Source organism: Xanthomonas hortorum (assembly GCF_024339125.1).
Lineage (GTDB): Bacteria > Pseudomonadota > Gammaproteobacteria > Xanthomonadales > Xanthomonadaceae > Xanthomonas > Xanthomonas hortorum.
Window position 1 is genome coordinate 307,154 of sequence record NZ_CP101417.1, and the last position, 13,454, is coordinate 320,607.

Genomic DNA, 13,454 nt, shown 5'->3' on the forward strand with positions numbered 1-13,454 from the left:
GAAATTGCCAGAAACCAGCCTTCAGCGTAGCGAAAACTGGTAGTTCTGGCACGCCGCTGCAGACATCAAGGCCTTGCGGGCGTTGGGTGATTGGGGGTTTTTCAGGGGCGACAAATTAAGCACATCCGCATAGGCCCAAGAATTTCCATCAGCAAAACTGATCTTTCCGACTGTGTAGGAAGTGCTTCCAGATTCATAGAAATAGCTGCCTACTGTGATCTGCGCATTTGTCCCTTTAATTGCCATTATCAGGTCGTTGCTATAACGCCAAACCATAAGGTCAGCCACAGCAACATCCGCAGCCAGCTCCAGCACGTCCGTGGAGCCACTGTCATAGCTGTAGTTGCTAATCGTGTCCTGGCCAGAGGTGCGACCAAACACATAGGTGTCACTTCCGATGTCTCCGCTCAGGTAGTCATTGCCTGCACCGCCATCTAGGCGGTCATTGCCGTCTCCACCGTACAGCCTGTCGTTTTGGGCACCGCCGAGCAGCACGTCGTTTCCAGCTTCACCATTAAGGCTATCCGCGCCCTCACCGCCATCGAGTAGATCGCCTCCACCTTGGCCGTTGAGGGTGTCATCGCCACGCCCTCCAGAAAGGCTATCACTGCCCTGGTAACCGATTAGCTGATCATCTCCTGCTGTCGAGGCCTGCACCAACGATTTGATCTGTGTGGCATCCCACACCGTTCCATCGGCAAAACGTATCTGGTTTATCGCATACAACTCTCTACCGTCGTTGTAAAAATGACTCCCAACCCGAATCTGCGCATCAGTTCCTTTGATAGCCAGCATGAGATCATTGCTGTAGCGCCAGATGGTGACATCTTCCACAGCAACATCCGCAGCTAGCTCAATTACGTCAGTAGACGTAGTTTCATAGCTATAGTTGCTGATCGTGTCTTGGCCTGAGGCGCGGCCGAATACATAAGTGTCGCTTCCGGCATCGCCGCTCAGATAGTCATTGCCGGAACCACCCTCAAGACGATCATTGCCTCCACCGCCATACAGGATGTCGTTGTTCGCTCCACCATCCAGCTGATCATCGCCTTCGCCGCCATAGAGCGTATCGCCCTGTGCGCCACCGAACAGTCGATCGTTACCCGCCTCACCGGATAGATTGTCAGCACCCTCACCACCGTCAAGTAGGTCGTCTCCGCCTCGTCCGTTGATGGTATCGTCACCACGCCCACCATAAAGACTGTCATTGCCTTCATAGCCGATCAGCTGATCATTCCCGGCCGTAGAGGCCTGCACCAGTGACTTGATCTGTGCGGCATCCCAGATCGTTCCATCGGCAAAACGTACCTGATTGAGCGTATACGGCCCATTGGCATCGTTGTAGAAGTGACTGCTCACCGTAACGCGCGCATCCGTGCCCTTGATCGCTAGCACCAGATCATCACTGGAACGCCAGACCGTTAGGGAACCTCTGAACAACGCACCACAGATACGCGACACTACCCGCCTGATGTTGAGGAGTGATCCATGCAACTGACGTTCGGTGACGCTGAGGGCCTGGGCAAGCGCAAGCAGACCCGGCGCGAGATCTTTCTGGCCGAGATGGAGCAGGTGGTTCCGTGGCAGCAACTGCTCGGTCTGATCGCGCCGCACTATCCGGTATCGGGCCGGCCAGGTCGGCAGCCGTACGCACTGGCGACGATGTTGCGGATTCATCTGCTGCAGCAGTGGTATGCGCTGAGCGATCCGGCGATGGAAGAAGCACTGCACGAGATCCCGACCTTGCGGCGGTTTGCCCAGCTCGGTGGCTTGGACAACGTTCCGGACGAGACCACGATTCTCAACTTTCGGCGCCTGCTGGAGACCCATGGCCTTGCCGCGCGGATGCTGGAAGCGGTCAACGCGCATCTGGCGCGCAAGGGCCAGAGCCTGCGGTCGGGCACGATCGTCGATGCGACGCTGATCGCGGCGCCCAGTTCGACCAAGAATGCCGACAACGCGCGCGACCCTGAGATGCATCAGACCAAGAAGGGCAATCAGTGGTATTTCGGGATGAAGGCGCACATCGGCGTGGATGAATTTTCCGGGTTGGTGCACCACGTCCATTGCACAGCCGCCAACGTCGCCGATGTCACGGTGATGCACACGTTGCTGCATGGCAAAGAAGACAGCGTGTTCGGCGATAGCGGCTACACCGGTGCGGACAAACGCGAAGAACTGCAGGCCTGCAAGGCTGCATTCTTCATCGCCGCCAGGCCCTCGACGATGCAAGCCCTCGGCAACAAACGCGAGCGTGCTCGGGAAAGACGTTGGGAACACTTCAAGGCCAGCGTGCGCGCGAAGGTGGAGCATCCATTCCGGGTGATCAAGCGCCAGTTCGGCTACACCAAGGTCCGCTATCGCGGCCTGGCCAAGAACACCGCGCAGGTGCTGACCTTGTTTGCGCTATCGAACCTGTGGATGAAGCGAAAGCAGTTACTGCCGACGATGGGGAACGTGCGCCTGTAACCCGGGCAACACCCTGCAAACGCGCCGGAAACGGCAAAAAAATCGAGGATCTGAGCGCCGTCAGCCTGGTCGATGTGGTTAGGCTCATCCTCCGATGCCGTTGATCAGACCATCCTTAAGTCTGAGACGGCAACGTCAGCAGCCAGCTCCAGCACGTCATTCGACATATTGTCGTATGTGTAGTTGAAGATCGTGTCTTGCCCGGAGGTTCGGCTAAACACGTAGGTGTCGCTTCCGGCATCCCCGCTCAGGTAGTCGTTGCCAATACCGCCTTCGAGACGATCATTGCCTCCACCACCGTAAAGTGTGTCGTTGTTCGCCCCGCCATCGAGCTGGTCATCCCCCTCACCACCATACAGTGTGTCGTTTTGTGTACCACCAACCAACCGATCGTTGCCCGCCTCCCCTGAGAGGCTGTCGGCACCTTCACCACCGTCAAGCAGATCGTCCCCGCCTTGTCCGTTGATGGTGTCATCACCGCGTTCACCAGAAAGACTGTCGTTGTCTTGATAGCCGGTCAGCTGATCGTTCCCGGCCGTTGAAACCTGCACCAACGACTTGATCTGTGTGGCATCCCAAACCGTTCCATCGGCAAAACGCACCTGAGTGAGTGCGTACGGCCCATTGGCATTGTTGTAGAAATGGCTACTTACCGTAATGCGAGCATCCGTGCCCTTGATCGCCAGTACCAAGTCATCGCTATAGCGCCAAATCGTCACATCTGATACCGCAACATCTGCAGCCAACTCCAACACGTCAGTAGAACCACTGTCATAGGTGTAGTTACTGATCGTGTCCTGGCCAGAAGTGCGACCAAACAGGTAAATGTCGCTTCCTGCGTCTCCGCTCAAGTAGTCGTTGCCGGTTCCGCCATCCAGGCGATCATTGCCACCGCCACCATAGAGCGTGTCATTGTTTGTCCCGCCATCCAGCTGATCATCGCCCTCGCCACCCGAGAGCATGTCGTTCTGAGTGCCACCGAACAGCAGGTCATTACCCGTGTCGCCTGACAGGCTATCACCACCCTCACCACCCTGAAGCAGGTCGTCTCCGGCTTGACCATAGATAGTGTCATCGCCACGCCCACCTGAAAGGCTATCGTTGCCTTGGTAGCCGGTCAGCTGATCATTCCCGCCCGTCGAGGCCTGCACCAACAATTTGATCTGTGCAGCATCCCAAACCGTTCCATCGGCAAAACGCACCTGATTGAGCGCATATGGGCCGTTAGGGATGGTCTGATCAACGGCATCGGAGGATGAGCCTAACCACATCGACCAGGCTGACGGCGCTCAGATCCTCGATTTTTTTGCCGTTTCCGGCGCGTTTGCAGGGTGTTGCCCGGGTTACAGGCGCACGTTCCCCATCGTCGGCAGTAACTGCTTTCGCTTCATCCACAGGTTCGATAGCGCAAACAAGGTCAGCACCTGCGCGGTGTTCTTGGCCAGGCCGCGATAGCGGACCTTGGTGTAGCCGAACTGGCGCTTGATCACCCGGAATGGATGCTCCACCTTCGCGCGCACGCTGGCCTTGAAGTGTTCCCAACGTCTTTCCCGAGCACGCTCGCGTTTGTTGCCGAGGGCTTGCATCGTCGAGGGCCTGGCGGCGATGAAGAATGCAGCCTTGCAGGCCTGCAGTTCTTCGCGTTTGTCCGCACCGGTGTAGCCGCTATCGCCGAACACGCTGTCTTCTTTGCCATGCAGCAACGTGTGCATCACCGTGACATCGGCGACGTTGGCGGCTGTGCAATGGACGTGGTGCACCAACCCGGAAAATTCATCCACGCCGATGTGCGCCTTCATCCCGAAATACCACTGATTGCCCTTCTTGGTCTGATGCATCTCAGGGTCGCGCGCGTTGTCGGCATTCTTGGTCGAACTGGGCGCCGCGATCAGCGTCGCATCGACGATCGTGCCCGACCGCAGGCTCTGGCCCTTGCGCGCCAGATGCGCGTTGACCGCTTCCAGCATCCGCGCGGCAAGGCCATGGGTCTCCAGCAGGCGCCGAAAGTTGAGAATCGTGGTCTCGTCCGGAACGTTGTCCAAGCCACCGAGCTGGGCAAACCGCCGCAAGGTCGGGATCTCGTGCAGTGCTTCTTCCATCGCCGGATCGCTCAGCGCATACCACTGCTGCAGCAGATGAATCCGCAACATCGTCGCCAGTGCGTACGGCTGCCGACCTGGCCGGCCCGATACCGGATAGTGCGGCGCGATCAGACCGAGCAGTTGCTGCCACGGAACCACCTGCTCCATCTCGGCCAGAAAGATCTCCCGCCGGGTCTGCTTGCGCTTGCCCAGGCCCTCAGCGTCACCGAACGTCAGTTGCATGGATCACTCCTCAACATGAGGCGGGTAGTGTCGCGTATCTGTGGTGCGTTGTTCAGAGGTTCCCTAACGCCGTCCAAATAACTTTTTAGACGCGTCTCCATCACCAAGCCTGCATAAACCGACTCTTTTAAGCTGGCATAGGCAGCTCTGAGCGCTTCGACCTGCTCGGGCTGCAATAAAATACTCATAGAAAAAAACTTAGTTCCGTCCAACTTGGACAACTCGCTCCATGAATAGGAACTACCCCCGGTCGACGCTTGATCATAACGATAGCTGATCAGACTGGAGCCATTGAATTTTTCCAAGATGGCAATCATTGGACCAAGCTCTGCATGCTGCTGCTTGATCCAAGCATCTATAGCTTCGGCGCTTTGGGCCGCGACATCGGATGGGAGAACGCCACGATAATGAAGCTCGCGCGCTCCCCCGACAGATTCAAGCATCTCTTCACTGCTTTGCATTGTGGAGGTCGCCGCCCATTGGGCAAGAATCGTGTCGAGCAAAGCCCTCATCGAATCACGAGATGTTCCGGGAGATATCAATTGTACAGAAGCGAGTAATTCTGAAGACAGGCTCGCAGCCTCTTTCAAATCCCGCACTGCTCCGCTGCCCTTTAGACTTGGCAATACATCCGCCTCATCCGTTACTTCAATGGGACTTAATGACCCACTAAAATCACGGAAAAAATTGTTCATAGCCAACTGCAGATCGCCGGCCAAGCCCTTACTCCCATCAACCCGGGTATAAGATCCACGATTGTCAACAACGTTACCGTTACCGAGATCGAGATCATCTGCAGTGGAAGGGGTAAGCTCAATTGATGCGACCCCAACACTCTCCAGAGTGGATAGCTCTACCGCCTGAGAAATACCGTCTTGATTGAGATCGCGCCAGATTCTTACTTACGAAAAACTCGAATCAAATCTGTTAAATACCCCATCTCCATTGGAGTCGAGGCCACGCAACGCTTCAAATCCTGACGTTGCTTTTTGTCCATTAGCGAGCACAGTATCTGCCCCGAACAACTCACCACCATTATCTATGACGCCATTTCCATTTCTATCTAAAACCAAAAGCCCGTCGTGCGAAGATACCCAGCCGGTACCAGTTTTCACTCCATCGCCATCATGATCAAAAAGTACGCCATGACTTGCTGCAAGGGTCTCGATCCCATCCCCATCCAAATCAAGTGTCAGCGGATCTCTTCGCGGGATAAATTTCGCCGCATCATTAAATTTGTCATTGACATTACCTGGAATGCCTTCTGGATTAGGATGTAGCAAATCATAAAGCTCAGAACCCAGCCAACCACCAAATTCACCGAGACCTTGAATGAATGCACCGAGGCCATTATCCATAGCCTTTCCATCAAATAATCTAAACCAATCCACTTTGTAATACCGCTATCATAGAGTACGTTACCGATTACGCCACCTACGAAGCCGGCAGCAACAACCGCGGCTCCTGCTGCAACTCCAGCAGTAACGGCTCCGTAACCCGCGGCCGTTAAGGATGCAGCTATTGCAGGTGCTAGATAAGCCTCAGCTAAAGCAGCCACCCCTAGACCTGCAGCTATGTTGGCACCACCTTTTCCGACCCCTTGCAATCCATCGCTTACGCCATTCATTGCCAACCCATACAAACTAGCGGCAGCACCCACTGCACCACCTATCGCCTTTAGCGACTTTGCAGTAGCCCCGCTTTCCAACGCGTTTCCAATATATGTATTTGCCTGACCTAGAAAAGCATCTGCACGACGGAGATTATTAATTATCATAGCCTCCTGAGTTGTTGAGGCTCCACCTGTCTGCGAAACGGCATCAGCCATACTATTTGCTAATCGACGCATAAAGGCAGCTGACTCGGCATTCTGGGCAGCCATTTGAGACCAGCGTGCCTTTTCAGCTAAAGCGGCCTGCTCGGTTGGGAGCAGCGATGCCTGGACAAGTGAAGCAGCCCCGTCGACATATGAGTCTTGAATTTGTTTTTTTATATAATTATTTAGCTCCTCAGCGTTCATATCTTGTGGCGGCTTAGGATCTTTAGCAGGCAACCTTTCTGACTCCAAAATAATTGCACTATATATTCCATCTCTCACGGGAGTAGTCGAAGTCATTTCATCTTCCTTAATTTTGAGTAGGCCATGCCCCAGACAAAAGCGCACAAGCTAGAGGCGTAGATAAGACAGAAAATTGCAATTCGCGAAATTACAAAAATTATAGGATTTTCAGATATACACATTCCTCCGTTACAGAAAATTGCCATATCTACAGGCCCTCCAATAACCACGGCCAATGAGATGACTGAGGTAATCAAGGGGGCCAATAGGCCAGAAAACCTATAAGGCATTCCTTCTTTATGTAGAGACACCATAATGGTGTCTTTAAATATAGCCAACTTAACGAGCGATATTCGAGAAACGGCAATATACAAAGGAACATACGAGATCAGCAGAGCTAGAAGCCCGGAAAGAGTCAGTACAAAGGCACTTTCTGGAAAGCTAGTTTCCAGAGCCCGCAACCAGATAAAGTTAGTTGAGCCAGCCATACTGGATGCAATGAAGTTGCTATAAAAACCCGATATTGAGAAACCCACCATTGGTAGAAAACAGTTGACTAGCGCCCCAAGTGATATCAACCGAGCAGAGCTTATTTTTTCAGAGCCTCCATGGCCACCACGCCTATTTTTATCTAACTTAATATTCATAATACCTCCCGAAATTATTCACCCATGCATTTCACAGAAAAAAGCACCTCACAATAACTCAGTCCAAAATCATCTGCGCAACCGGATGAGATTTATTTAAACCAATGATTATGCAGGCAGCTACCCCAATCCAAGCATTAGAATTACTTGCAATAGATATTTTTCAGCGCTCCCTCAAAGACTCCGATCCGTGCTGATGCAAAGGACTCAACAAATAATCAATCACTCGCCGCTTGCCCGTTTTAACCTCAGCACTCAAGCTCATCCCGGCACTCATCCGCACCTTGACCCCATCGATTTGCAGCGTGCTGCCGTTCAATTTGATGCGTGCGGGAAATACCAGGCCCAGCTTTTCGTCTTGCGCTGCGTCGTGGGACACGCTGGCGACCGTGCCGGTCAGGTAGCCGTAGCGGGTGTAGGGGAAGCTGTCGACCTTGACGGTGACCGGTTGGCCAGCCCGCATGAAGCCGATGTCCTTGTTCAAGACGGTGACTTCTACCTCCAGTGCTTCTTCGGCTGGCACTACGACGAGTAACGGCTGTGCGGGCGTGACCACACCGCCTACTGTGTGGACGGCGAGCTGCTGGATCGTGCCGTCGACGGGTGCGTGCAGGGCCATGAGTTTGTCTCGCTGCCCGGTTTTGGCGACGTCCTGGGTCAGTTGGCCAGCTTGCTCACTTGCCTGGCGCAAGGCATCCAGTGCTTGCTGGCGTGTGTCGGTGACAAGCACGCGCAACTCTTCCTGCGCCGCGCTGATCGCCGAGCGGATTTCCTGCAGGCGGTTGCGCTGGGTGGCGAGCTGGCTTTCTGCGGCAATGCGTTCCTGTTCGCGCAGCAGATAGTCGTGGCGGCCGACATACTTGCCTTCGACCAAGCGGCCGTAATCTTCCGCGCGCACTTTCGAAATGCGTGCGGATTCGGCCAGCGGTTCGATCGCGTCCTGGGTGGTCTGCAGTTCGGCCTGGCGTTGGGCGATGCTGGCTTGCAGGTTGTGTCGGCGCGCCTGGAATGCATCGAACTGGCTGCTGACTAATTGCTGCTCGTTGGCGACTCGCTCTGCCGGCAGATCGGAGGCAGGATCCAGCCGTGGCGGCTGCCCGGTCGCAATGGCGGTTGCCAACGCTGCCTGGCGAAGTGCACCGAGACGTGCGTTGACCAAGGCGTCGCCGGCCTGCGCAAACTCGGCGCCGGTGGCGGTGGCATCGAGTTCGACCAATAGCTGGCCTTTCTTCACCGCCTGGCCATCGCGCACCAGGATCCTGCGCACCACTGCGGTTTCTGCCGTCTGCACCACCTTGGTCCGTGAGTCGACCACGGTCTTGCCCGGCGCCACGGCGACGATGTCGAGCTTGCCCAGGCAGGCCCATAACAGCGCGACACAGAAGAAGCCGATGATGATGCGCATCGTCCAGCGCGCGGTTGGCGAGACCGGTGTTTCGGTCAGTTCAAGGTGCGCCGGCAAAAAGGCGCGCTCGTCCGCGCTGCGCTCGGGCGGGTCGAGCTGGCGTCGCACCGCCCAGGCCGATTTGAAGATCTTGAAATAGCGGAGAAAGAAATCGCGCCATCCCTGGAGCAGGTGCTTCATGGTGTCCCCTGTTGCAGTCTATATAGATGCGCGTACTGGCCTTCCGGCCGGTCGACCAGCTCGGCATGCGAACCGCTCTCGATGATGCGTCCCTTCTCCACCACGACGATGCGATTTGCCTGCCGCACGGTGGAAAGGCGGTGCGCGATGATCAGCACGGTGCGCCCCTTGCAGATGGCGCGCATATTGCTCATCACTGCGTGTTCCGATTCGTAGTCCAGGGCGCTGGTCGCCTCGTCGAGAATCAAAATGCGCGGATCGCCGATCAGTGCGCGCGCGATCGCAATGCGCTGGCGCTGCCCGCCAGACAAACCGGTGCCATGCTCGCCAACCTTGGTGTCGTAGCCTTCGGGCAATTCCAGAATGAATTCGTGGGCGCCTGCCAGCTTGGCGGCATGGATCACCCGCTCCAGCGGCATGCCGGGATCGGTCAATGCGATGTTCTCGCGCACGCTGCGGTTGAACAGGAAGTTCTCCTGCAGCACCACACCCAGCTGACGGCGCAACCAGGCAGGATCGGCCAGTGCCAGATCCTGGCCATCGATCAGCACCCGCCCACGCTCAGGCGTGTAAAGCCGCTGCACCAGCTTGGTCAGCGTGCTCTTGCCGGATCCGGAACGGCCGACGATGCCGATGATTTCGCCTGGGCGAATGTCCAGCTCGATCCCGTTGAGCACCTCGGGTGCATCCGGCCGGTAGCGGAACGTGACACGCTCGAACGTCACCTGCCCGCGAATCGGCGGCAGTGCCAGGCGACTGCCCGGCACCTCGGTGCGAGTATTGAGAATGTCACCCAAGCGCTCGACCGAAATACCGACCTGCTGGAAGTCCTGCCACAACTGAGCCAACCGAATGATCGGCGCGGTGACCTGGCCGGACAACATGTTGAAGGCGATCAACTGACCGATCGACAGCTTGCCTTCCATCACCAACTTGGCGCCCCAGAACAGCACTGCGACAGCGGTGAGCTTCTGCACCAACTGCACGCCCTGCTGGCCCAGCGTTGCAATGCGGGTGACGTTGAAACCGGCACTGACATAGCCGGCCAGCTGGTTGTCCCAGGTGCGGGTCACACGCGGATCCACCGCCATCGCCTTGACCGTGCCGATGCCGCTGACCGTCTCCACCAGGAAGGATTGGTTGTCTGCGCCACGCGCGAACTTGTCGTTCAAACGCTGGCGCAGCACCGGGGTGATCAGTCCCGAGATCGTGGCGTACAGCGGCAACGACAGCACCACGATCAAGGTCAGCCAACCGCTATACCAGAACATCACCGACAGAAAGACCACCGTAAAGAACAGGTCCAGCACCGAAGTCAGCGCCTGTCCAGTCAGGAAGTTGCGGATGTTCTCCAGCTCACGCACGCGCGCGATGGTGTCGCCGACCCGCCGCGATTCAAAATACGCCAACGGCAGCGACAACACATGCCGGAACAGGCGCGCACCCAGCTCCACGTCGATCTTGCTGGTGGTGTGGGCGAAGACGTAGGTGCGCAGTCCCGATAGCAGCACATCGAACACCGCCATCGAGACCAGCCCGATTGCGATGACGTCCAAAGTGGTCAGGCCGTTATGCACCAGCACCTTGTCCATCACCACTTGATAGAACAGTGGCGTGATCAGCGCGAACAGCTGGATGAAGAACGAGACGATAAAAACCTCGATCATCAACTTGCGGTACTTGACCACTGCCGGAATGAACCAGCTGAAGTCGAACTTGGCCAGGTCGCCGAGTACCGAAGCCCGGGACGCGACCTGCAACAACCGCCCCCGGTACCGCACTTCGAATTCGGCGGGCGAGATGGAGCGCGGCCGCTTTTCAACCAGATCGTGGATCAGGATCTGGTCCGCGCCGACCTTGGCGACGATAAAGGCGTCGCCATCCGGTACCAGGGCCAGGGCCGGTAACGCGGCCATGCCGATCCGTGCGGCCGGCTGGGCAACGACTTTGGCTTTCAGCCCCAACTGCTTGGCGGCCAGCAGCAACGTGGTTTCGTCGAACGGCTCCCCGCCTCGGCCAAACCCATGCGCCAGTTGCACCGCGTCGGCGGCAACCCCATGAAATTGCGCTAGCAGGACCAGCCCCTGTAGTCCCAGATCCGGTCGGTCTTGCACCGACGAGCCGCCCTCGAGCAACGAGAGCGACGCACTTCCCCCTGACATACGCGTTCCTTGCTGTAGAGCCCAAGCCGGGCTCAAGTGATGGAATAGAATCTGGAGATGTTAAGAAGCTGTCAATCAGTCGACCCCTCGACTTCGATCAATCTTCTCAATCAAGCGTCTCCCAAGCTGAGACGCCGCCACTTGATCGTGCAAATGGGGTGACTAGGACCCAGCCCCTCCAACCAGCCGCTAACGCCTAGCCGCCCCCTTGACATCGTTGCCGATGCAAGCATGCCCGCCTGTCATATTTCCGCTACCATGCCAAGCCTCACGCCTACAACCGGCCTGCCGTATGTCCACAGCCCAGCAAAAGCCGCTCGTCATTCGCGAGCGTCTGTCCGAAGTCCGCTACGAGATCCGGGGCGAGCTGGCGCGGCGAGCGCGGGAGCTGGAGGCGCAGGGTCGCAAGCTGATCAAGCTCAATATCGGTAACCCGGGTGCGTTCGGGTTCCGTGCGCCGGAGCATCTGCAGCGCGCGATCGCCGACGACATGGGCCGCACCGATCCGTATACCCATCAGCAAGGCTTGCCGGAAGCGCGCGAGGCGATCGCGTCGGCATATTCGCGGCGCCAGCATCCGGATGCGCATCCGGACCGCATCTTCATCGGCAACGGCGTCAGCGAGTTGATCGACCTGTCGCTGCGTGCGCTGCTCAATCCCGGCGACGAAGTGCTGGTGCCCTCGCCCGACTATCCGCTGTGGTCGGCCGCCACCATCCTCAACGACGGCCGCCCGGTGTATTACCGCTGCGCGCCGGAGAACGGCTTCCAGCCGGATCCGGTGGAAATCGAGACGTTGGTGTCTTCGCGCACCCGCGCCATCGTGCTGATCAATCCGAACAACCCCAGCGGCGCTAGTTATTCGCGCGAGTTGCTGGAGCGCATCGTGGCCATTGCCACAAAGCACAATCTGTTACTGATGGTCGATGAAATCTACGACCAGGTGCTGTACGACGACGCTGCATTCGTACCAGTCGCGCCGCTGGCCGGCGCGCATCCGTGCATCACCTTCGGCGGGCTGAGCAAGGTGCACCGCGCCTGCGGCTGGCGCGTGGGTTGGGGGCTACTGTCGGGCGAGCAATCGCGCGTCAACGATCTGCGCAATGCGATGGACCTGCTCGGCGCCTTGCGCCTTTGCGCTAACGTGCCGGGCCAGTACGCCATCGATGCGGCAGTGAACGGTCCGGACACCATCTCGGCGCTGTGCGCGCCCGGTGGGCGTTTGTACGAAACCCGCCGTGCGGTGATCGAGGCCTGCGCAGCCAGTGAGCACTTGTCGCTGGTGGCGCCGGCCGGTGCGCTGTACGCGTTCCCGGCGGTGGTCGGTCCGGCGGCGCGTAATTTCGATGACCACGAATTCGCGCTCGAGCTGATGAACGAGGAAGGCGTGCTGGTGGTGCCGGGTTCCAGCTTCAACGTGCCCTACCGCCACCACTTCCGCGTGACCCTGATGCCGGAAGCGACGGTGATGCGCGATGTGTTCGCACGTATCGACCGCGCACTGGCACGACGGGCCGAAGCAGTGACCAAAGTGGTGCCGCTCAAGTCGCGCAGCGTGGCCTGATGGCGGCGCCTGGTACGCCGTTGCGCTATCTGGCGCTCGGCGATTCCTACACCATCGGCGAAGGCGTTGCGGCTGCGCAGCGCTGGCCGGTGCAATTGGTCGAGGGTTTGCGTGCCTACGGTTGGAACGTAGCGCCGCCGCAGATCATCGCCACCACCGGCTGGACCACCGACGAGCTGCAGGCCGGCATCGATACAGCCGCACCGCAGGGGCCATTCGAGCTGGTGAGCCTGCTGATCGGCGTCAACAATCAATACCGCGGACGGTCGCTGGACGAGTACCGCAGCCAGTTCGATGCGCTGTTGCAGCGTGCGATCGGGTTCGCGGGCGGTCGTGCAGCGCACGTGTTCGTGCTGTCGATTCCCGATTGGGGGCTCACCCCGTTCGCGCATGCCCAGGGCGCCGATGCGGCGCTGATTGCCGCGCAGATCGATGCCTTCAACAGCGTCGCCTCCGATCTCTGCGCCAAACGTGCCGTGCGCTTTGTCGACATTACCGCCACCAGCCGCGATGGCGGCGATGCGGCAGACATGCTGGTCGACGATGGCCTGCATCCCTCTGGCGCGATGTATGCGCGCTGGACCGCATTGGCACTGCCTGCGGCGCGCGATGCCCTAAGCTAGCCGCGCAACACGCTCACTGCC

At 57.9% G+C, this 13,454-nt stretch carries 11 protein-coding genes; 3 read left to right on the forward strand and 8 right to left on the reverse strand.

Annotated features, from left to right (window positions below):
* Positions 1–21 precede the first annotated feature (21 nt).
* Positions 22–1,461: a calcium-binding protein gene (locus NMB96_RS01250; RefSeq protein ID WP_255085996.1), complete on the reverse strand. Its 1,440-nt coding sequence runs from the start codon at positions 1,459–1,461 to the stop codon at positions 22–24.
* A gap of 27 nt (positions 1,462–1,488) precedes the next feature.
* Here NMB96_RS01250 and NMB96_RS01255 point away from each other — a divergent pair, with 27 nt between their 5' ends.
* On the forward strand, positions 1,489–2,469 hold the full coding sequence (locus NMB96_RS01255; protein WP_183086593.1) for an IS5 family transposase: 981 nt from the start codon (positions 1,489–1,491) through the stop codon (positions 2,467–2,469).
* A 104-nt stretch (positions 2,470–2,573) separates the two neighbouring features.
* Here the strand turns inward: NMB96_RS01255 and NMB96_RS01260 are convergent, their stop codons facing one another.
* The 7 genes from NMB96_RS01260 to NMB96_RS01290 all read right to left on the reverse strand — a co-directional run bounded on the left by NMB96_RS01260 (position 2,574) and on the right by NMB96_RS01290 (position 11,246).
* Positions 2,574–3,740 (reverse strand): calcium-binding protein, encoded by a 1,167-nt coding sequence (locus NMB96_RS01260; RefSeq protein ID WP_255085997.1) that lies wholly within the window; start codon positions 3,738–3,740, stop codon positions 2,574–2,576.
* Positions 3,741–3,812: 72 nt separating this feature from the next.
* Positions 3,813–4,793, reverse strand: a complete 981-nt coding sequence (locus NMB96_RS01265) for an IS5 family transposase (RefSeq protein ID WP_183086593.1) — start codon at positions 4,791–4,793, stop codon at positions 3,813–3,815.
* Positions 4,784–5,512 (reverse strand): hypothetical protein, encoded by a 729-nt coding sequence (locus tag NMB96_RS01270; protein WP_255085998.1) that lies wholly within the window; start codon positions 5,510–5,512, stop codon positions 4,784–4,786. Before NMB96_RS01270 ends, NMB96_RS01265 begins: the two co-directional genes overlap by 10 nt.
* Positions 5,513–5,985: 473 nt before the next feature.
* Entirely contained in the window at positions 5,986–6,909 is a 924-nt protein-coding gene (locus NMB96_RS01275) for a hypothetical protein (RefSeq protein WP_255086000.1), read from the reverse strand.
* Entirely contained in the window at positions 6,906–7,499 is a 594-nt protein-coding gene (locus NMB96_RS01280; protein ID WP_255086002.1) for a hypothetical protein, read from the reverse strand. Before NMB96_RS01280 ends, NMB96_RS01275 begins: the two co-directional genes overlap by 4 nt.
* A gap of 163 nt (positions 7,500–7,662) precedes the next feature.
* Positions 7,663–9,084, reverse strand: coding sequence for an HlyD family type I secretion periplasmic adaptor subunit (locus tag NMB96_RS01285; RefSeq protein ID WP_255086003.1), 1,422 nt, complete (start codon positions 9,082–9,084; stop codon positions 7,663–7,665).
* Positions 9,081–11,246, reverse strand: coding sequence for a type I secretion system permease/ATPase (locus NMB96_RS01290; protein ID WP_255086004.1), 2,166 nt, complete (start codon positions 11,244–11,246; stop codon positions 9,081–9,083). The genes NMB96_RS01285 and NMB96_RS01290 overlap by 4 nt, the downstream gene beginning before the upstream one ends.
* Before the next feature lie 292 nt (positions 11,247–11,538).
* Here NMB96_RS01290 and NMB96_RS01295 point away from each other — a divergent pair, with 292 nt between their 5' ends.
* Both NMB96_RS01295 and NMB96_RS01300 read left to right on the forward strand, forming a co-directional pair.
* On the forward strand, positions 11,539–12,810 hold the full coding sequence (locus NMB96_RS01295) for a pyridoxal phosphate-dependent aminotransferase (RefSeq protein ID WP_255086005.1): 1,272 nt from the start codon (positions 11,539–11,541) through the stop codon (positions 12,808–12,810).
* The gene (locus NMB96_RS01300) at positions 12,810–13,433 is read left to right on the forward strand and encodes an SGNH/GDSL hydrolase family protein (protein WP_255086006.1); all 624 of its coding nucleotides are present in this window, start codon (positions 12,810–12,812) and stop codon (positions 13,431–13,433) included. The genes NMB96_RS01295 and NMB96_RS01300 overlap by 1 nt, the downstream gene beginning before the upstream one ends.
* Positions 13,434–13,454 lie beyond the last annotated feature (21 nt).